This window comes from Kocuria flava (assembly GCF_001482365.1).
GTDB classification, from domain to species: Bacteria; Actinomycetota; Actinomycetes; order Actinomycetales; family Micrococcaceae; genus Kocuria; species Kocuria flava.
In genome coordinates this window covers 914,994-933,725 of record NZ_CP013254.1, presented here as the reverse complement: position 1 = coordinate 933,725, position 18,732 = coordinate 914,994, and the positions used below count along the sequence as shown (strand labels likewise).

General features: G+C 73.7%; 19 protein-coding genes. 8 read left to right on the top strand and 11 right to left on the bottom strand.

Going from position 1 to position 18,732, the window contains the following annotated elements; translation table 11 throughout:
- Positions 1-42 precede the first annotated feature (42 nt).
- From AS188_RS04200 to AS188_RS04190, 3 genes are all read left to right on the top strand, one after another.
- Complete coding sequence (locus AS188_RS04200; protein WP_058857797.1) at positions 43-1,554, top strand: amidase; 1,512 nt, start codon at positions 43-45, stop codon at positions 1,552-1,554.
- Between the two features lie 162 nt (positions 1,555-1,716).
- Positions 1,717-2,019, top strand: coding sequence for a DUF4193 domain-containing protein (locus AS188_RS04195; protein ID WP_058857796.1), 303 nt, complete (start codon positions 1,717-1,719; stop codon positions 2,017-2,019).
- Positions 2,020-2,036: 17 nt separating this feature from the next.
- Positions 2,037-2,270, top strand: a complete 234-nt coding sequence (locus tag AS188_RS04190; RefSeq protein WP_058857795.1) for a hypothetical protein — start codon at positions 2,037-2,039, stop codon at positions 2,268-2,270.
- 115 nt (positions 2,271-2,385) lie between these two features.
- On the opposite strand, the gene AS188_RS04185 is transcribed toward AS188_RS04190, so the two are convergent.
- The 5 genes from AS188_RS04185 to AS188_RS04165 all read right to left on the bottom strand — a co-directional run bounded on the left by AS188_RS04185 (position 2,386) and on the right by AS188_RS04165 (position 7,984).
- On the bottom strand, positions 2,386-3,273 hold the full coding sequence (locus tag AS188_RS04185; protein ID WP_058857794.1) for a polysaccharide deacetylase family protein: 888 nt from the start codon (positions 3,271-3,273) through the stop codon (positions 2,386-2,388).
- 280 nt (positions 3,274-3,553) lie between these two features.
- A complete protein-coding gene (locus AS188_RS04180) occupies positions 3,554-4,639 on the bottom strand; it encodes an ATP-binding protein (RefSeq protein WP_058857793.1) in 1,086 nt (361 codons plus the stop codon).
- Between the two features lie 192 nt (positions 4,640-4,831).
- Positions 4,832-5,548, bottom strand: a complete 717-nt coding sequence (locus AS188_RS04175) for a class F sortase (RefSeq protein WP_058859717.1) — start codon at positions 5,546-5,548, stop codon at positions 4,832-4,834.
- A 39-nt stretch (positions 5,549-5,587) separates the two neighbouring features.
- A complete protein-coding gene (locus tag AS188_RS04170) occupies positions 5,588-6,238 on the bottom strand; it encodes an excalibur calcium-binding domain-containing protein (RefSeq protein WP_058857792.1) in 651 nt (216 codons plus the stop codon).
- A gap of 354 nt (positions 6,239-6,592) precedes the next feature.
- Positions 6,593-7,984, bottom strand: coding sequence for a solute carrier family 23 protein (locus AS188_RS04165; RefSeq protein ID WP_058857791.1), 1,392 nt, complete (start codon positions 7,982-7,984; stop codon positions 6,593-6,595).
- Between the two features lie 218 nt (positions 7,985-8,202).
- Between AS188_RS04165 and AS188_RS04160 the strand changes: the two genes are divergently transcribed.
- Positions 8,203-8,910: a ComEA family DNA-binding protein gene (locus AS188_RS04160; protein WP_058857790.1), complete on the top strand. Its 708-nt coding sequence runs from the start codon at positions 8,203-8,205 to the stop codon at positions 8,908-8,910.
- Between the two features lie 46 nt (positions 8,911-8,956).
- Here AS188_RS04160 and AS188_RS04155 read toward each other — a convergent pair whose 3' ends face one another.
- The 3 genes from AS188_RS04155 to AS188_RS04145 form a co-directional block, all read right to left on the bottom strand.
- On the bottom strand, positions 8,957-9,454 hold the full coding sequence (locus AS188_RS04155) for a VOC family protein (protein WP_058857789.1): 498 nt from the start codon (positions 9,452-9,454) through the stop codon (positions 8,957-8,959).
- Between the two features lie 95 nt (positions 9,455-9,549).
- Complete coding sequence (locus tag AS188_RS04150; RefSeq protein ID WP_058857788.1) at positions 9,550-10,188, bottom strand: HD domain-containing protein; 639 nt, start codon at positions 10,186-10,188, stop codon at positions 9,550-9,552.
- Between the two features lie 160 nt (positions 10,189-10,348).
- The gene (locus AS188_RS04145) at positions 10,349-11,245 is read right to left on the bottom strand and encodes a helix-turn-helix transcriptional regulator (RefSeq protein WP_058857787.1); all 897 of its coding nucleotides are present in this window, start codon (positions 11,243-11,245) and stop codon (positions 10,349-10,351) included.
- A gap of 176 nt (positions 11,246-11,421) precedes the next feature.
- Between AS188_RS04145 and AS188_RS04140 the strand changes: the two genes are divergently transcribed.
- Entirely contained in the window at positions 11,422-12,705 is a 1,284-nt protein-coding gene (locus AS188_RS04140) for a benzoate/H(+) symporter BenE family transporter (RefSeq protein ID WP_058857786.1), read from the top strand.
- 12 nt (positions 12,706-12,717) lie between these two features.
- Here the strand turns inward: AS188_RS04140 and AS188_RS04135 are convergent, their stop codons facing one another.
- Positions 12,718-13,689, bottom strand: a complete 972-nt coding sequence (locus AS188_RS04135; RefSeq protein ID WP_058857785.1) for a CapA family protein — start codon at positions 13,687-13,689, stop codon at positions 12,718-12,720.
- Between the two features lie 209 nt (positions 13,690-13,898).
- Here AS188_RS04135 and AS188_RS04130 point away from each other — a divergent pair, with 209 nt between their 5' ends.
- The gene (locus AS188_RS04130; RefSeq protein WP_083529541.1) at positions 13,899-14,621 is read left to right on the top strand and encodes a nuclear transport factor 2 family protein; all 723 of its coding nucleotides are present in this window, start codon (positions 13,899-13,901) and stop codon (positions 14,619-14,621) included.
- Between the two features lie 17 nt (positions 14,622-14,638).
- Here the strand turns inward: AS188_RS04130 and AS188_RS04125 are convergent, their stop codons facing one another.
- Both AS188_RS04125 and AS188_RS04120 read right to left on the bottom strand, forming a co-directional pair.
- A complete protein-coding gene (locus AS188_RS04125; RefSeq protein WP_236945049.1) occupies positions 14,639-15,523 on the bottom strand; it encodes a creatininase family protein in 885 nt (294 codons plus the stop codon).
- An 86-nt stretch (positions 15,524-15,609) separates the two neighbouring features.
- A complete protein-coding gene (locus AS188_RS04120) occupies positions 15,610-16,911 on the bottom strand; it encodes an Nramp family divalent metal transporter (protein ID WP_236945048.1) in 1,302 nt (433 codons plus the stop codon).
- A 194-nt stretch (positions 16,912-17,105) separates the two neighbouring features.
- Between AS188_RS04120 and AS188_RS04115 the strand changes: the two genes are divergently transcribed.
- Both AS188_RS04115 and AS188_RS04110 read left to right on the top strand, forming a co-directional pair.
- The gene (locus tag AS188_RS04115; RefSeq protein WP_058857783.1) at positions 17,106-17,783 is read left to right on the top strand and encodes a GntR family transcriptional regulator; all 678 of its coding nucleotides are present in this window, start codon (positions 17,106-17,108) and stop codon (positions 17,781-17,783) included.
- A gap of 35 nt (positions 17,784-17,818) precedes the next feature.
- Positions 17,819-18,664, top strand: a complete 846-nt coding sequence (locus AS188_RS04110; RefSeq protein WP_058857782.1) for an urea carboxylase-associated family protein — start codon at positions 17,819-17,821, stop codon at positions 18,662-18,664.
- Positions 18,665-18,732 lie beyond the last annotated feature (68 nt).

Below are 18,732 nucleotides of genomic sequence, written 5' to 3'. Positions count from 1 at the left end.
GGCCGCCCCCGCCCCGGGGGCCGCCCGAGCACGAGGGGAACCATGAGCCTGAGCTGGAACATCGAGGAGGCCACGATCGCGTCCGTCCACGCGGCCTACCGGGAGGGGCGGGCGACCGTCCGCGAGGTCGTCCAGGCCTACCTCGACCGGATCGAGGCCCTGGACGCCGCCGGCCCGGGGCTGAACTCCGTGGTGACGGTCTCGGCGACCGTCCTCGAGGAGGCCGACGCCCTGGACCTGAAGTACGCCGCCCGCGGGGAGCTCTCGGGCCCGCTGCACGGGGTGCCCGTCCTGGTGAAGGACCAGGTCGCCACGGGCGGGCTGCGGACCACCTACGGCAACCGCTGCACCGCCGAGCACGTCCCGGCCGAGGACGCCCCCGCGATCGCCCGGCTGCGGGCGGCGGGCGCCGTGATCCTGGGCAAGACGACGATGCCGGACTTCGCCACCTCGTGGTTCTCGACCTCCTCGGTCTCCGGGGTGACGAAGAACCCCTACGCGCTCTCCCGCGACCCCGGCGGCTCCAGCAGCGGCACGGGAGCGGCGATCGCCGCGAACCTGGCGCTCGTGGGCATCGGCGAGGACACCGGCGGCTCCATCCGCCTGCCCGCCTCCTTCTGCAACCTCGTGGGGGTGCGCGTGACCCCCGGGCTGATCAGCCGGCAGGGCATGTCCCCGCTGGTCGTCCCCCAGGACACGGCGGGGCCGATGACCCGGACCGTGGCCGACGCCGCGGCGGTGCTCGACGTGCTCGTCGGCTTCGACCCGGGCGACGACTACACGGCCGCCGTGCGGCACCGGCGCGGCGCCGGGTCCTTCGTCGAGGCCGCCGCGGGCGGGTCGGTGCGGGGCAGGCGCCTCGGGGTGCTGCGCGGCGCCTTCGGCGACGGCGCCGACCCGGAGGCCGCCGCCGTCAACCGCGTCGTCGAGGCCGCCCTCGAGCGGCTGGCCGCGGCCGGGGCGGAGCTGGTCGACGTCGAGGTCCCCGGCCTGATGGACTACGTGGGCTTCACGTCCCTGTACTTCACCCGCTCCCGCCAGGACATGAACGCCTTCTTCGCCGCCCACCCGGAGACGGGCATCAGCAGCGTGGACGAGGTCCGCGCCCGCGGCGACCACGACCCGCACCTGGACCTGTTCGAGGGCATCACCGACGGGCCCGAGGATCCGCGCACCGACCCGGAGTACCTGGACCGGGTGCTGGCCCGCGAGGAGTTCGTGCGCGCCGTGCAGGGCCGGTTCGTGGAGCTGGACCTGGACGCGATGGTCCTCCCCGACGTCCAGCTCGCCGCCCCCACCCACGAGGACGTGCTCGGCGGCCGGTGGACCTGCCTCACCTACCCGACCAACACGGTGATCGCCTCCCAGCTGCACTTCCCGGCGGCCACCGTGCCGGCCGGGTTCACGGACGGGGACCTGCCCGTGGGTCTGGAGATCATGACCTCCGGCTTCGAGGAGACGGAGCTGCTCGGGCTCGCCCGCGGCGTCGAGGAGGTGCTGGACGCCCGGCGCGCCCCGCGGCTGGAGGCCGGCGCCGACCCGCTCACCGCGTAGCGGGCGGCCCCCGCCACCGGGGCGGCGTCCGGGATGTTGCGCCGGGTGCCGCCCCGGCGGCGCGTTCTCACCGATCGCTCATCTTCGCCGGGTATGCTCCGATCCTTCCGGCGCCGGAGCTCTCCGCGCCGCACCGAACGCTCGAGGAGGAGCCACCCCGCCATGGCCACCGATTACGACGCTCCGCGCACCCGGCCCGAGGACGAGCCGGCCACCGCATCCCTGGCCGTGGTCCAGGCCCGCGGCGCGACCGCCCAGGCCCCGGCGATCGACCTGGAGGACGCCGACACCGCCGAGGGCATCGACCTGCCCGGGGCGGACCTCTCCCACGAGGAGCTGACCATCCAGGTGATCCCGGAGCAGACGGACGAGTTCACCTGCGGCTCGTGCTTCCTGGTCCGCCACCGCTCCCAGCGCGCCCGGGAGAGCGGCGGCACGGTCTACTGCACCGACTGCGAGGGCTGAGCCCGGAGGGAGGGAGCATGCGCCGCCGCGACGCCACGGACGGTCCGCAGGAGGACGGCCGCAGCCTGTTCCGCCGCTTCGACGACTTCGCGATGCGCTTCTACGGCCCCGCCGCGCGCAGTCCCCGAGGCCTGCGGGGCCAGGACGAGCCCACCGAACAGGTGCGGGACTGGTACGCGAACCTCCAGCAGGAGTACGTGGTGGAGAAGGACGCGCAGGGCCGCACCTACCTCCGCCCCCGCCGGGACTGACACCGGCACGGACGGCTGACGAAGAACGGCGCCGGCGCCGCCCCGCGAGAGGGGTGGCGCCGGCGCCGTCCTCGGTCCGGGAGACCGGCCCGGCCCCCGGGCGCCGGGCGGAGGGTCAGGACGTGGAGCGCGGGCTCCGGCGGGCGAAGTCGCGGGCGACGTCCTCCATGAAGGCGAATTCGACGCCGTCGTGGGAGCCGATGTGGTCGAAGAGCCGCTCGAGCATCAGCAGGTTCTGCGGCCGGCCGGAGACGTCCGGGTGGATCGTGATCGGGAAGACAGCGTAGTCCATCTCCCGGTACACCCAGTCGAACTGGTCCTTCCACAGCTGCTCGATATCTCGGGGGCTGACGAAGCCGTGGCTGTTCGGGCTGGACTTGATGAACATCATCGGGGGGAGGTCGTCGAGGTACCACGAGGCGGGGATCTCGATGAGGTCGGTCTCCTCGCCGCGGACCAGAGGCTTCATCCACTCCTTCGCCGAGGCGGCGTCGTAGTCGATCCTGGTCCAGGTGTCCCCGACGCGGACGTAGTACGGGGTGTGGTCGTCGTGCATGAGCGAGTGGTCGTAGAGGAACCCGCGCTCGAGCAGGATCTCGTTGGTGACCCCGGAGAACTCCCACCACGGGGCGACGTAGCCCACCGGCTTCCTCCCGGCGCGCCGGGTGATGAGGTCGGTGCAGTAGTCGAGGATCTCGGTCTCCTGCTCGCGGGTCATCGCGATGGGGTTCTCGTGCGAGTACCCGTGCACGCCGATCTCGTGGCCCGCCTCGACGACCGCGTCGAACTCCGCGGGGAAGGTCTCGATCGAGTGCCCCGGCCAGAACCAGGTCACGGGCATCTGGCGGCGCTGGGCGAGCTGGAGCAGCCGCGGCACGCCGACCTCGCCGGCGAACAGGCCGCGGGAGATGTCCCCCGGGGAGTCCTCCCCGCCGTACGAGCCCAGCCAGCCGCCGACGGCGTCGACGTCGATGCCCACGGACACATAGATCTTCTTCGTCATGTTCTCTCTCCTCTGGGGGTGGATTCGTTCGTCGGAGGCGGCGTGCGCGAACGCGCAGGAGATGGCCGGGCCAGGACTGCGCGGGGAGACGGTGCGCCGGGGCCGATCGGATGGAGGGGCGTCGGGACCGCCTTTCCCCCGGGGCGGCTCGGCCGGGAAGCCGGCACTCTGTGCGAGCGGAGGTCGTCCTCGGGTGCTCGGGACCGTTGGCACGACCATACGGCCCTGCCCGGTGATCCGCATCACCTCGGACGGAGCCGGGCGGCTGCCCCGGCTCCGGTCACCGCCGCAGGTGGTCGCGGAGGCCGGGGATGGCGAAACGGACCAGTCCGTGCCCCGCGGCCTCGATCAGGCCGGCGTCGATGAGCCGCGTCCTGTAGTTGCCCACCGTGTTGGGCCTGGCGCCCATCCGGCGGCCGATGTCCGCGGTGGCGGACGGACCGTCGTCCTCCGCCATGGCCCGGAGGAAGTCGAGGTCCCGGCCCGACGCGGTGGAGAGGGCCGCCTCGATGACCACGCGCTCGTTGCGCCGCCGGGCAGCGGCCACCGCTCGTTCCACCATGTCGTCCGTGGGCTCGGCAGAGATCCTCTCCGTCTCCTGCCAGAGGAAGTACCCGACCAGCTGGATCAGGAAGGGATAGCCTCCGGTGGCCTCTGCGGCACGACGGGCCTGTTCCGCCGACAGGGTGAAGCCCCCGTCCGCGAAGATCTCCCGGTAGGAGCGCTCGACCTCGTCGACGGCGGCTGCATGCAGGTCGATCCGGTCTGCGCGGCGCAGGAATGTCGCCACCCCTTCGTTGAGCAGGTTCGACACGGCTGCGGGCAGTCCGGCGAAGACGAGGCTGATGGGCAGGTCCATGCGGATGAAGTGCTGCACGTCGGCCGCGAGCTGGGCGATCTCCTGCCGCTCGGCGGCGTGGATCTCGTCCACGGTGATGACCAGTCCGGTTCTCTGCTCCTCCAGCAGCCTCAGCAGCCGGACGCCCTCCTCCCGCCACTCCAGCTGCTGCTCGGGCGGCAGCTGCGTGGTGATGCCGAAGCCTGCGGCGGTGAGGGCGGTGACGCGCCTGCCGTGCGGGCCGGGCCCCAGCTCGTCGGCCAGGCGCCGCATGGCGTTGCCGATGCGTCCCATGAACCCCCGTGTCGCCGTCTCGGACACGACGGCCCAGCCCTGGCTGCGGGCCAGGTCCTCGGCCGCGCCCAGCATCACGGTCTTGCCCACCCCTCGGGCACCCGTGAAGATCGTGAGCAGCCCGGGTGCACCGGAGCGCAGGCGGAGGCCGTAGGCGTACTCGTCCAGGATGCCGGCCCGCCCGATGAGCTCCGGCGGGGTGGCCCCCGCTGTGGGTCTGAACGGGTTCTCCATGGCCATCCTGTGAATGTCGGTGAATCTTGTGAATCTTGTGAATCTCGGTCAGGACAGCGTAGCCCGAGAACAGTGTCGACGAATCGGCACGGGGTGGCCCCGTCACCCCCGATGCTGAGCGGTCAGCTCGTGGACTCGCAGCGCAAGCCGTGCCCCGAGAGCTCGATGAACACCGGCAGCGAGACCGCGGCCTCAGCCGACGAGCGTCGCGAAGACGACGTAGTTGTCGTCGAACTCCCCCGTGAGCCGGTCGTAGCCGTCGCAGGTGATCAGCCTCAGCTCGGGCCCCTCGGTGTTCCCGTAGACGGCGCGGGTGTCGAACGCGTCCTTGGAGTACTGCTCGGCGCGCTCCACGGCGAACACGGCGGTGGTGCCGTCCGCCCGGCCCACCTCGATCGTGTCCCCGGGCGCGAGCTCGCGCAGGCCGGCGAAGACCCCGGGGCCGCCGCCGGTGGCGTTGACGTGGCCGAGCAGGATCGCGGGCCCCCGCTCCCCCGGCGTGGGCGAGCCGTCGTACCAGGCCGCGGGCGAGCCCGGCGCCTCGGGCGGGACCTCGAGCGCACCGTCCTCGCGCAGCCCCAGGTGCAGCAGCTCCGAGCCGGTGCCGGTCGAGGGGATCCGCACGGCGACCGGGGCCGACTCGGCCATCGGCGCCGGGACGCCGGCCGCCGTGCCCGCCGGACCCGAGTCGGGCTCGGCGGAGGCAGCGGCGGCAGCCGCGGACGACGTCGGGTCCGCGGACCGCGCCGGCCGCCCGGACGGCACGGACGCGGAGGACGACGACGCCGGAGCCGTCGCGGCCTCCCCCGTCTCCCCGGAGGAGTCCTGGGCGCAGCCGGTCAGCAGCAGGGCGGCGACCGCCGCAGCGGCGAGGAGGCCGCTGCGGCGGTCGCGGGAGATGGTCGGCACGGGCACGAACCTATCCCGTGGATCCCGGCCTGCGGGTGCTCAGGCCCGGGCGGCGCGGCGGCGGACCGCCACGGTCGCACCGACTGCGGCGGCCAGGGTCAGGCCGCCGGCGAGCGCGAGGCCCGGCACGGCCGACTCACCCTCGGCGCCGGTGTCGGCACCGCCCACGGGCACCTGGCTCACCTGGTCGTAGCCGTTGCCGCCGTCGTTCCAGGACTCCGGCACCCAGTCGATGATCTCGTGCTGCTGCACGCCGTCGTCGGTGCCGTCGGCGTCGCAGCCGTAGCCGTCACGGTCGGCGTCCAGGTGCAGGCCGTAGGCGGGGTCCCAGGACGGGATGTTGGTCCGGCCGGCGGCACGCGCCTCGGTGCAGTTGTCGAAGACGGCGCTGTCCTGGACGACATCGTTCTGCACCACCTCGGGGGTCTCCGGCACCGGGGCCGGGGGAACGTAGCCGGGAACGAGGTTCGGGTCGTAGGCCACAGAAGCGTTCTCGCAGGCGAGGCCGTCACGGTCCCGATCCAGGTGGGTCCCGTACCCGGGCTGACCCGCCCGCAGGTTGTAGACCCCGTACTGGGCCGCCTGGCCGCAGCTGTCGAACACCATCGGCGCGGCCGAGGCCGGCGCCATCGACAGTCCCGTGAACCCGGCGGCGGCGAGTGCGGCCAGCGCTGCTGCAGTCTTCTTCATCGTGATTCCTCCAAGTGTGTGCGAACGTGATCCGTTGCACTTTCATCGTAGGAAGGGTGATCACGGGCGGGGCGAGCACGAGGGCGACACGACCCCGCACGAGCCTTGACCTGCGGAAACACGGCGGCCGCGGCGGCTCGGCGCCCCGTCGTCGTCGGCCTCGGCACTGTTTTCATCCCCTGATTGGGGGACATGTCACCGATCCGCGGACCCCGCACCGGACGGGCCGCACGACGCAGGGACGTCCCCGCTGCGCACCGACCCGTCACCGGGTCGGACGGGGAACGCACCTGCCCGCGCCTGCCGGGCGCGTCCGTCACCAGGGGTGCGCGCCCGACGGCCCCCCCTCCCTCCTCAGGAGGAGCTCTTCGACAGGATCAGCTGCTGGACCTGACCCGTGTCGGTGATCTCGCCGGCGTCGATCATCCGGCGGACGTCGTCGAAGTGGTGCTCCGGCACGACCGCCACCTCGGCGCCCTCCCGGTCCACCACGGTGCCGTTCTGCAGCTGGTCCCCGTCCCGCAGGTGGGCCAGGACGTCGGCGCGCACGATCCGCACCGGGGCCGCCGCCACGGCGGACGGGTTCTTCGCGTTGCCGGCGGTCAGCTCGTTGAACAGCAGGTTCAGCACGATCGCGACGATCGCCGCGGCGCTGATGCCCGAGCCGAGGATCGTCTGGGTCCACGCCGGGAACCCGGCGTAGAACTGCGGGGCGGCCACGGGCACGAGGCCGAGGGCGAAGGCGGTCTGGGTGAAGGAGTTCAGCAGCGGCGCCCCGGCCGAGGAGAGCATGTCGGCGCGCAGGCCGTTGGCCACGCGGCGGGAGTCGACCTTCGCCCCGGTGATCTCCCCGACCGCGAGGATGTCCGCGGTGGTCTCGGTCATGGTCACGAGCACCACGATGAGCATCGAGACGATCGCGGCGACCTCGAAGGTGGGGGTGCCGAAGGCCAGCGGGGTCGGGAAGGTGATCAGCGCGCCCTCGCCCACCCCGGAGGAGTCGGCCGTGCCCATGAGCACGGCCACGCCCGTGCCGAGGACGAAGGAGGGCAGGATCGACAGGCGGGAGATCATCCCGATGCCCACCTTGGACAGCAGCAGCACGATGAGCAGGGTGATCCCCGCGAGCAGCAGGCTGTCCGGGGCGGCCGCGCCGCCCTCCCCGCCGCCGGCCGCCCAGGAGATCGCGACGGGCAGCAGGGAGATCCCGATGACGGTGATGACGGTGCCGGTGACCACCGGCGGGAAGAAGCGGATGATCCGCGAGAACGCCCCGGCGAACAGGAACCCCACCACCGAGGAGACCAGGACGGCGCCGAAGACGGCCCGCAGGTCGCTGCCCCCGGCCAGGATGACCAGCATCGGGGCCACGCCGGCGAAGGAGACGCCCTGCACGAGCGGCAGCTTCGAGCCGATGTACGGGGCGCCGAAGCTCTGCAGGAAGGTCGCGATCCCGCCCATGAGCAGGCAGGAGCTGATGAGCAGGGCGGTCTCGTCGGCGCTGAGCCCGCCGGCCTGCCCGATGATCAGGGGCACGGCGACGATCGCGCCGTACATGGTCAGCACGTGCTGGAAGCCGTAGGCCGTGGTGCGGCCCAGCGGGAGCTTCTCGTCCTCGGGCCGGGGGTGCGCGGCGGCGGTGCCGTCCGCCCGCGGCGGGCCGCGCGGTCTCGGGTGCGGGACGCAGAGGGGGTCGATGACATGGAAGGTGCCTCCTTCAGCGCAGGCGTCGTCGCTGCTGCGCAAGGTCCGGCGATCCACTGTTTTTCCCGGGCCCCGGCCTCGTCGCAGGTCCCGTGAAGTGTCCAGATCTGGTGGTCCCGGTGGGCGCCGACCGGGTGCGACGTGAAGGGGTCGGGGACGGCCCAGGACGGGGCACGGACGCGCCGTCGTCGCCCGTCACGAAAGCACACGCGGCTCGCTACCGTAGGGACCGTCCCGTCCGCCCGCATCCGAGGAGTGCGATGACCTACGGCACCGTCCACGGCCGGCCCTACCGCACGCCGGAGCAGAAACTGATGAGCCGTGCCTGGCGGTGGCGGCACAGCGCGTGGCTGCTCGCCCCGCTGCTGGGCTTCGGCGTCTTCTCGGCGGCCGGGTTCGTCTACATCGCCGCCCGGGCGAAGCGGCCGGCGTGGTGGCTGGCCGCCGGCGTCTACGCGGTCCTCGGCCTCACGGGCACCGTCCTGGCGGACGCGAGCGACGGCGGGTCGTTCGCCGGCGGGATCCTCGTGCTCACGTGGGGCGCGAGCATCGTCCACGGGATCGTCGTCAACCCGCAGTACCTGCGCTGGCGGGCGGCCCACGGCCCCTGGTACGCCCAGCGCGTCGAGCCGGCGCCGCAGCCGGCGGGGCCGGTGCCGCACGCGGCCCGGGCCTGGCCGGCCGGCCCCGGGCCGGCGGGCAGCTCGGCGTGGGAGGCCCCGCCGGCGCCGGACCGGGACCGGCGGGGGCCGCTGGACCTCAACACGGCCACCGCCCAGGAGCTCTCGCGGCTGCCCGGTGCGGACCCGTGGCTGACCCACCGCATCCTCTCGGCCCGGATGGCCCACGGCCCCTTCCGGGACCTCGAGGACTTCGTCCGCTGCACCGGGCTGGTCCGGGAGCAGGTGGAGCGGATCGCCCCGCACGTGGTGGTCGACCCGCCGCCCCGGCTCGGCCCCGGTCGCTGACCGGGCCGGCGCCGGGACCTCTGTGCGAGGACCCTGGTCCGGGGCCTCAGCCCTGCGGGATCGCGGCGTCCGGGTACTTGGCCCGCACCGCCTCCCAGTCCCGGTCCATCGCCAGGGGATCCACCCAGGCCACGTCCCACCGGTGGCCGTCCGGGTCGGCGAAGATCCGGTAGCGCATGTAGCCCGCGTCCTCGCCCCGGATCTCGGGGGCGCCGAGGGCCGCGGCCCGGTCGGCGAGCTCGTCGACCTCCTCGGGGGTCTCGACGACCAGGGCGTAGCTGCCGCACAGCGAGCGGGTGGGATCGGCCAGCTCCTGTCCCTCGCCGACCATCTGCTGCATGTAGGACCGCTCCACGAGCGTCACGCCGAAGTCCTCGCCGAGGTCGAGGACGATGCTGTGCCCCTCCTCCATGCCCGGGCGCACCCGCCAGCCGAGGGCTTCGTAGAAGGTCCGCGACCGCTCCAGGTCGGCGACGGGGATGTGCGGGATGAACGTGTAGGCCATGACGGGCTCCTCCGGGATCGGCGAGGTCAGGGCCTCCATGCTCCGCCCGGGCGGAGGGGGCCACAACGATGTGACCCCTCTGTTGCACCGGCGCGGGTCCGGGCCCCCGCCCGCCGGCGAAGGCCCGGCGGCGCTCACTCGGGCCAGGCGTTCTCCTGGATGATCCGCACGAAGTTCTCCCGCTGGAAGCCGGGGTCGAAGTGGGCGAGCACGTCGTCGTTCATGGTGCCGAAGGTGGTCTCCGGCCGGTCGGCCATGCCCTGGTAGAAGGCGTGCAGGATCTGGTTCTTGAAGTCGGTGCGCGGGTGGGCGGCGACGACCTCGGCGCGGTGCTCCGCGGAGATCTCGTCCAGGTCCAGTCCCAGCACGTCGGTCTCGACGCCGAGGGTCACCACGGCGACCTCCGGGGCCAGGTGCAGGGGGATCTCGGGGGTGGTGTGCAGGGCGATCGCCAGCCACACGTTGCGGGCCTCCTCCTCGGAGCGGCCGTGGTCGCGCAGGAACGCCTGGGCCGCGGCGGCGCCGTCGATCTCGAAGCGCTGGTCCGTGGTGCGGTGGGCGTCGGTGAGGCCGAGGTCGTGGAACATCGCCCCGACGTAGGCGAGCTCGGGGTCCACCTCGCGGCCGCGGGCGGCGGACTTGAGCATCCCCCACAGGAAGACGCGGCGGGAGTGGTTGAACAGGCTCTCGTCGGCCGCCCGGCGGACCAGCTCGGTGGTCTCGCGGACCAGGGGCGAATCGGGAACGGTGATGCCGGCGATCGTCTCGGGCACGGTCTCTCCTCTGCTCGGGGGCTGGGTCGGCGGACCGGCGCCGCGGCGTGCGGGACCGGCCCACTCCCACCCTCTCGCGTTCCGCCGCGGTTGCCCAGCCTCCGGGCGGACGGCCGCCTCCCGGGCCCGGACGTCCCGCCCGCGCCGGGACCGGCGGGGACTACCGCCCGGCGGGGTCCGCCCCGGGACGCTCCGGAGCCGCGGCGGGCGACGACGGGGGCGCCGGGGACTCCTCGTGGACCCAGGCGGCGAGGGTCCGCAGCCTGGCCTCGGACTCGGAGCCGGGCTCGGTGGTGTAGACGAACAGGGTCTGGTCGGCCGCCCCGGTGACGTCGAGGGCCTCGTAGCAGATGTCCAGGCGCCCGACCAGCGGGTGGTCGAGCCGCTTGATCCCGTCGCGGCGCTCGACCACGCGGTGGTCGGCCCACCACGTGCGGAACTGCTCGCTGTGCACCGACAGCTCCCCGACCAGCTGGGCCAGCAGCGGGTCGTGCGGGTGGCGCCCGGCGTCCAGGCGCAGGGTGCCGACCATGGAGGAGGCCACCTTCTCCCAGTCCACGTAGCGGGTCCGGGCCTCGGGGTCCAGGAAGGCCCAGCGGATCAGGCTGCGCTCCCGGGCCGGCCGGGCCGGGAGGTCGGCGAGCAGGAACGCCGCCAGCGGGTTCATGGCCAGCACCTCGGTGCGCCGGCCGCGGACGAACGCCGGGTGGGCGGTGAAGGACTCCAGCAGGCGGTGCAGGGAGGGCCGCACGCGCTGGGCCTCCGGCGGCGCGGCCCGCTGCGGGGCCGCCACCGCACGGGCGAGGTCGAACAGGTGGCGGGTGGCCGTCTCGTCCAGCTGCAGGGCCCGGGCCAGGGCGTCCAGCACGGACTCCGAGGGGCGCTTGTGCCGGCCCTGCTCCAGGCGGGTGTAGTAGTCGGCGCTGACCCCGGCCAGGGCCGCGACCTCCTCCCGCCGCAGGCCGGGCACACGCCGCCGCGGCCCGCCGTCGCGATCGGGGGCGACGAGGGCGCGGCGGGCCCTGAGGAACTCGCCGAGGTCGGTACCGGGGTTCATGGTCGGGCCTCCTCTCCCTCTCCTCCATCATGCGCCCCGGCAGCAGCAGGACACCCATCCGATCCTGGGCATGCCGTGCCCAGGATCGGATGGGCACCCCCGGGAGAGCCCGCCGGCCGCCGGGCTCTGCTGTACTGGTCGCACCACCCGTCCGTCCGCGCCGTCCAGGAGTGCCCATGCCCACCGACCAGCAGACCCCGACCGCCACCCCGGCCGCACCGGTCGCGGAGAACGGGTCCTCGCCGCTGCTCGAGCGCCCCGGCACCCGCCCGGCGGGCCCGCGCCGGGTGCTGCGGGACCTCGGCCCGCAGCACGTGGCCAACGGCGTGATCGGGCTGATCTTCGCCGCCTCCGGGCCGATCGCGGTGACCCTGGCCGTGGGCGCGGCCGGCGGGCTCACCGAGGGCCAACTCGCGTCCTGGGTCAGCGGGATCTTCCTCTCCGCGGGGGCGGCGACCCTGCTGATGTCCCTGGTCTACCGCCAGCCGCTGGGCTTCGCCTGGTCCATCCCCGGCACCGTGCTGCTGGGCCCGTCCCTGCAGCACCTGTCCTTCCCCGAGGTGGTCGGGGCGTTCTTCACCTCCGGGGTGCTCATCCTGGCCCTGGGCGCGAGCGGGGTGGTGCGCCGGGTGATGGCGGCGATCCCGATGCCCATCGTCATGGCCATGGTCGCGGCGGTGTTCCTGCGCTTCGGCACCGACATCGTGGAGTCCACCCGCACCAACCCCGTGGTGGCCGGTCCCATGGTGCTGGCCTTCCTGCTGCTGAGCGCGGTGCCCGTCCTGGGACGGTTCCTCCCGCCGGTGCTGGGCACCCTGGTGGTGGGCATCGCCGCCGTGGCGCTCAGCGGGCAGTTCGCCCTGGACTCGGCGGACGGGCCGATCCTGGCCGCCCCCGTGTTCACCGCCCCGGAGTTCACCTGGGCCGCCCAGCTGGAGCTCGTGGTCCCGCTGGCGATCACGGTGCTCATCGTCCAGAGCGGCCAGGGCGTGGCCGTGCTGCGCGCCGCCGGCCACCGCCCGCCCGTCAACGTCTCGGCGATCGTCTCCGGGGCGTTCTCGGTGCTCAACGCCGGGTTCGGGGCCGTCTCGGCGTGCGTGACCGGTCCGACCAACGCCCTGCTGACCTCCTCCGGGGAGAAGCACCGCCAGTACACCGGCGCGGTGGTCTACGGCTCGATCGCGCTGGTCTTCGCGCTGCTGGCCCCGGCCCTGACCCGGTTCATGCTCGCCACCCCGGAGGCGTTCGTGCTGGCCCTGGGCGGGATCGCGATGCTCAAGGCCCTGCAGCAGGCCTTCGTCACGGCCTTCGCCACGACCTTCACCCTCGGCTCCCTGGTGACCTTCGTCGTGACCGTCTCCGGGCTGGACCTGTTCAACATCCACGCCGCGTTCTGGGGCATCGTCATCGGCTACGGCGTCTCCCGGCTCCTCGAGCGCCGCGACCACGCCGGGGCGTAGCCCGCGGCGGTCTCAGCCCACGGGGATCTCCAGGCAGCGCTCGCCGTCGATCCACCGGGACGCGGTGCCCAGCGCGGCGCTGCGCTCGGCCATCCGCGCCGCGATCGCCCGGGCCTCCCTGCCCGCCCGCACCACCCGGCAGTCCTCGACGACGGTGGGGTGCAGGCGCAGGGTCCGCGGCCGGGCCCCCTCGACGTCGAGGTGGAAGAGGAACGACTGGTCGTTGCGCTCGACCGGGTGCACCGCGTAGTCGTCGACGAAGTCGCCGGCGCTGTAGAGCACCGGCCGGCCGCGGTGGAGCTCCACCCCGCGGAAGACGTGCGGGGAGTGCCCGACGACGACGTCCGCCCCCGCCTCGACCAGTGCGTGCGCGAAGACCCGGTGCTCCTCGGGCACGTCGTCGCCCCAGTTCGGGCCCCAGTGCACGGCGGCGACCAGGAAGCCGGTGCGGGCCCGGGTCCGCCGGACGAGCGCGAGGAACTCCTGCGCCCGCGGGTCCTGCAGGTCGATCGGCAGCCACGCGATCCCGGGCGCGTCCGGGCCCGCGGCCCAGCGGCGTTCGTTGTCGGTGGCCGCCACGACGCCCACGGCCGTGCCGCCCACGTCCACGACGGCCGGGGCGGACGCGGCGGCCGCGTCCGGGCCGGCGCCGGTGCGGGCGATGCCGTGGGCGTCGAGCACCGCGAGCATCTGCCCCAGCGCCCCGGCGCCGTGGTCGAGGACGTGGTTGTTCGCCAGCGTCACGACGTCGATCCCGGCCGCCTCGAGCACGGCGACGTTGGCCGGGTCGGAGCGGAAGTGGAAGGTCTTGCGCGGCCACGGCGGCCCGTCGTCGGCGAGCACGCACTCCAGGTTGGCGATGCGCAGGTCCGCCTGCGCGAGCAGCGGCAGGACGTCGCCCCACGGGTAGTCGGGCGCCTCCCGGCGCAGCCGCTCGTCGACCAGGCGGCCCAGCATGACGTCGCCGGCCAGCGCGATCCGCATGACCCCTCCCCTCGGGACAGCTCCATGGTGGGCCGTGGGCCCTCCGAGGACAAGACGTCCGGACCGGCCGGCGGGCGCCCGGTCCGTCACACGGCGCACGTCCCTGTCCGGGCGGACCCGGCCGGAGTAGCGTGGTCGCCACGCCCCGCGGGGTGCCCCACCGGGACGGTCCGGCGGACCTGTCGGGCCGGCAGCGTCAGGGGACGGCCATGGACCGCAAGCAGATCGTGATCACCGCCGGCGCCGAGCTCTTCGGCGACCGGGACCCGACGGCCGTCGACCGCCACTGGGCCCCCGGCTTCCGCCAGCACTCGGCGCTCGGACCCGACGGCCCGGACGGGCTCAAGGCCGTGGTCGGTCAGCTGCCGCCGGACTTCCGGATCGACATGCTCCGGATGATCCAGGACGGGGACATGGTCGCGACCCACAGCGTCTACCACGGCTTCGGCCCCGACCCGATGGTGGCGGTGGACGTCTTCCGCCTGGACGGGGACCGGATCGCCGAGCACTGGGACGCATTCGAGCCCCTGCCCGGCGGGCACGAGGGGGCCCACCGGACCGGCGGGCCCCCGGAGGCCTCCGACGCGGAGCGCACCGCCGCGAACAAGGCACTGGTCACCGAGTGGGTGCACGAGCGGCTCCTCGGCGCCGACCAGGACGCCCTCGAGGAGCTGGGCCGGGGCCACTACTACGTCGAGCACCGCCCGGACCGGCGGCTGACCCGGCGCACGCTCCGCCGGGTGCTCGGCGAGGGCGACCTCGTGCTCACCCTGACCGAGGCCGACCTCGAGCCCGGCGACGGCGCGCCGGGCGCCCCGGTCCCGGCCGGCTGCTACGACCTGTGGCGGGTGGCCGAGGACCGGATCGTGGAGCACTGGGAGGTCGTCCAGCCCGTGCCGGAGCGGATGCCGCACGGCAACGGCTTCTTCTGAGCCGGTCCCCCGGGACCTCAGCCGGCCGCGGGCCCCTCCGGGCCCCGGGGGGCCGGCTTCGCGCCGACCGGGCCGTCGTAGGTGCGCAGCCACGCGACCAGCTCGGCGAGCCGGGCCACGATGTGGTCGTGGTAGCGCCGCCCCTTCTCCTCGCTGAGCCCCGTCGAGGAGCTGAAGCTGCCGGTCGGGGCGAAGCGCCGCTGCTCCTCCCCGGACCAGATGATGTCCACGCCGTCCGGGGCGGGACCGAAGAGGTCGTCGCCCACGAACCCGCCGAAGACCTCCTGGAAGTCCACGCCGGCGTCGGTGAGCCGGTCGGTGCGCACGGACCCGGGGATCCGGTGGTGGACGTGGGAGAGCTCGAGCTCCCCGCCGTGGTGCTCGTTGACGTCCTTGAGCCCCGGCGCCGCGGAACGGGCCAGGTGCAGCGGGTCGGCCACGGCGAAGAGCACCCCGGGCAGCTCCTCGTCGTGCAGCTGCCGCAGCGAGGTGGTCAGCGCGGGCAGGTTGGAGCCCTTGTGCCCGTTGACGAGCACGATCCGGTCGAAGCCGTGGCGGGCCAGGCTGCGGCAGACGTCGCGCACGAGCAGCGACAGCGTCGAGGCCTGGACGCTGAGGGTGCCGGGGAACGCCCCGTGGTGGCTGGAGTCGCCGAACCAGATCGGGGGCGTGCACAGCACGCCGGTGCGCTGGGCCAGGTCCTCGGCGAGGGTGATCGCCACGTAGGCGTCCACGCCCAGCACCCCGGCGGGGCCGTGCTGCTCGGTGCTGCCCACGGGGACGACGGCGATGCGCTCGTGCTCCAGGTACCCGGCCACCTCCTCCCACGTGAGGTCCTGCATCCACACGGACGGCAGGGCGCCGGCGGCCCCGGGCGCGGTGGTCTCGGTCGGGTCGGTCACGGTTCCTCCTCGGGTGGTGGTCTCCGGGTCCATCGTGGCACCGGGAAGCCGCGGTCGTCGTGGGCAGCGCGGGCCGGGGCCCGCGCTCAGCCCCAGAGCCCGACCAGGTCGGTGAGCTGGTAGGCGGCCAGGCCGGTGACGACGAGGCAGATGAGCGCCCCCAGCACGTTGGCCACCGGGCCGTTGCGGTACCGGCCCATCAGCCGGGAGCTGTTCATGACGATCATCAGGAAGATCGCGATGATCGGCAGGAGCAGCCCGTTGGCGGCCTGGGCGACGACGATGATCTGCACGGGGTTGAAGCCGGTCAGGGCGATGACGCCGCCGACGACGAGCACGCTGATCCAGATGATCCGCGCCGGGGTGCTGCGCAGGTCGGTGCTCCGCCCGATCGTGCCGCTGATGGCGTAGGCCGCGCCCAGCGGGCCGGCGACCGCGGAGGTGAACCCGGCGGCGAACAGCCCCACGGCGAAGACCCAGGGGGCGGCCGGGCCGAGCAGCGGCTCGAGGGCGCGGGTGAGGTCCTGGCCGGTCTCGGCGGTCATCCCCCGCAGGAACATCGCGCCGAAGGCGGTGGCCATGACGACGAGGGTGATCAGGCCGCCGACCGAGATCGAGACGACCGTGTCCGTGCGCGACTGGCGCATCGCGAGGTCCGGGTCGACGTCCCGGCCCCACTTCTCCTGCACGAGGCTGGACTGGAGGAAGAGGTTGTAGGGCACCACGGTGGTGCCGATGAGCGCGATGGTGGTGAGCAGGGCGCCGGCTGGCACGGTCGGCACGAACATCCCGCGCAGCATCTCCCCGATCGGCGGGCGGACGACGATCGCCGTGACGAGGAAGATCAGCCCGAGGATCACCACCATCGCCGTGAGCACGACCTCGATGGCCTTGTAGCTGCCGGTCCACAGCAGCGCGCCGATGAGCAGCAGGATCCCGACCACGACGACGCGCACGTCCAGCCCGGTGACCGTGGTCAGGGCCAGGGCCGTGCCCGTGGTGTCGCCGCCGGCGTAGCTGGCCCCGCCGATGCCGATGGCCGCGACGACGAGCACGACCATGACGGCACGGGCGGCCGTCGACTCGAAGACGACCCGCAGGGCCTCGCCCAGGCTCAGCCGCGTGGCCAGGCCCAGGCGTCCGGTCATCTCCTGCAGGACGATCGTCGCGAGGATCGAGAAGACCACGGCCCACGCGAGGGTGAAGCCGTAGGAGGCGCCGGTGACGATCGACGTGGTGATGGTGCCGGGGCCGATGAACGACGCGGCGATGATCAGGCCCGGCCCGAACGGCAGGCGCCGGCGGCGGCCGGTCGTCTCCCGGCCGCGGTCGGGGCCGGCGGTTCCCGGCGGGACGGTGGAAACCTCTGGGCGTCTGCTCTCGGGCACGGCCCGCTCCTTCGGTGGACGACGAGTTGTGATCCCACACACTAGGGATGGTTGAACCATTTGACCACCCCCGGGAACGGCAATCGACACAGAATCTGCAGAATTTACCCGGTATTCACACGCTTCCCGCCACTGGAGCGGACTTCCCAGAACCCCTGGAGACAGAAATGGTTGAACACTGGTAGCGTCGGAGGGTGACCACCACCGACGACACCGCGAGCGCCTCCGGGCGGGTCCGGGACGCGCTGCGGACCCAGATCCTGCGCGGTGAGCTGCCGCCCGGGGCGCGGCTGATGGACCGCGCGCTGGCGCCGCAGCACGGGGTCTCGCGCAACAGCGTCCGGGAGGCCCTGCGGCTGCTGGAGAGCGACGGGCTGGTCGTCCACGCCCGCAACACCGGCAGCTCCGTGCGGGTGCTGACGGCCGCGGACGTCGCCGACATCTACGCCGCCCGGCGGGTCCTGGAGGTCGGCGGGGTGCAGGCGAGCTCCCGCGCGACGGACCGCGACCTCGCCGAGGTGGACCGGGCCGCCACGGCCGGGCTCCACGAGCGGACCCTCGAGGACTGGCGCGGCGCCGGCACCGCCAGCCTCGTCTTCCACGCCGCGCTCGTGGGCCTGGCCGGCTCGGCCCGGCTCAACGCGTTCTTCACCGACCTCGCCGCGCAGCTGCGCCTGGCCTTCGCCGTGATGCCGGACGAGGCCGCGTTCCAGGCGCAGTGGATGGAGCGCGACCGCACGATCGCCGACCTGCTGCTGTCCGGTCGCCGCGACGCGGCGGAGATCGAGCTGCTGGCCTACCTCGCCGACTCGGAGGCCGCCGTGGTGGACGCGGTGCGGGCGGCGCAGCGCTCCGCCGTCGTGCCCCGATGACCCCGACCACCCGTTCCGTCCCCGAAGGAGTTCCCGTGACCCAGCCCGACGCCCGTCTCACCGAGGCCGCCTACCAGGGCGCCGCCCTGCAGGTCGACCAGGAGTTCTACGGGCGCATCGGCGCCGCGACCGAGCGGCGCACCGTCGTCGAGGAGCTGAGGGTCCCCATCCGCTCCGGCCGCGCGTGGGAGGTGCCGGCCGGGCACGTCTGCCGGATCTCCACGGTCGAGGGCCCGCAGGTCGGGGACCTGAACCTGTGGAACCGGCACAACCCGCGGGAGCGGTTCTGGGCGGCGCGCACCCGCCAGCTCCAGGCCGCCCACGTCACGACCTTCGACCGGCTGTGGTCGAACCTGCCGTTCCTGCGGCCGATGGCCACGATCGTCGGCGACACCCTGGCCGGCTACGGCGTGGACGCCGAGGGCGGGCGACTGCACGACACCCTGGGCACCCGCTGCGACCCCTACGTGTCGAAGATGCTCAACGGCGTGGACTTCGACTTCCACTGCCACTCCAACCTCGTGCGCGCCGTGCTGCCCTGGGGTCTGACGGAGTTCGACGTCCACGACGTCCTCAACGTCTTCCAGTGCACCGGGCTCAACGACGACGACGAGTACTTCATGAAGACCTGCCCGGCCACCCCGGGCGACCACTTCGAGTTCTTCGCCGAGCAGGACCTGCTCGTGGCGCTCTCCGCCTGCCCGGGCGGGGACCTGTCCAAGCCGATGTTCGGCCCCGGCGTGACCGACCCGGTGGAGATCTGCCACCCGCTGGACGTGACGGTCTACCGCCTCGACGACGAGCTGGTCGAGGGCTGGGCCGAGCCGGTCTCCCCCGACTACCGGGGTGCCCACGGGCTGCGCCACCAGCCCTGGAGCTGAGCCCTCCCCCACGAGGGACGGCCCCGGACCGCGCACAGTGCCGCGGGCCGGGGCCGTTCCTCGTCGTC

Bases quoted from the DNA above. Each gene is read 5' to 3' on its own strand.
- AS188_RS04200 (WP_058857797.1), top strand. From the start codon at position 43: ATGAGCCTGAGCTGGAACATCGAGGAGGCCACGATCGCGTCCGTCCAC.
- AS188_RS04195 (WP_058857796.1), top strand. From the start codon at position 1,717: ATGGCCACCGATTACGACGCTCCGCGCACCCGGCCCGAGGACGAGCCG.
- AS188_RS04190 (WP_058857795.1), top strand. From the start codon at position 2,037: ATGCGCCGCCGCGACGCCACGGACGGTCCGCAGGAGGACGGCCGCAGC.
- AS188_RS04185 (WP_058857794.1), bottom strand. From the start codon at position 3,273: ATGACGAAGAAGATCTATGTGTCCGTGGGCATCGACGTCGACGCCGTC.
- AS188_RS04180 (WP_058857793.1), bottom strand. From the start codon at position 4,639: ATGGAGAACCCGTTCAGACCCACAGCGGGGGCCACCCCGCCGGAGCTC.
- AS188_RS04170 (WP_058857792.1), bottom strand. From the start codon at position 6,238: ATGAAGAAGACTGCAGCAGCGCTGGCCGCACTCGCCGCCGCCGGGTTC.
- AS188_RS04160 (WP_058857790.1), top strand. From the start codon at position 8,203: ATGACCTACGGCACCGTCCACGGCCGGCCCTACCGCACGCCGGAGCAG.
- AS188_RS04155 (WP_058857789.1), bottom strand. From the start codon at position 9,454: ATGGAGGCCCTGACCTCGCCGATCCCGGAGGAGCCCGTCATGGCCTAC.
- AS188_RS04145 (WP_058857787.1), bottom strand. From the start codon at position 11,245: ATGAACCCCGGTACCGACCTCGGCGAGTTCCTCAGGGCCCGCCGCGCC.
- AS188_RS04140 (WP_058857786.1), top strand. From the start codon at position 11,422: ATGCCCACCGACCAGCAGACCCCGACCGCCACCCCGGCCGCACCGGTC.
- AS188_RS04135 (WP_058857785.1), bottom strand. From the start codon at position 13,689: ATGCGGATCGCGCTGGCCGGCGACGTCATGCTGGGCCGCCTGGTCGAC.
- AS188_RS04130 (WP_083529541.1), top strand. From the start codon at position 13,899: ATGGACCGCAAGCAGATCGTGATCACCGCCGGCGCCGAGCTCTTCGGC.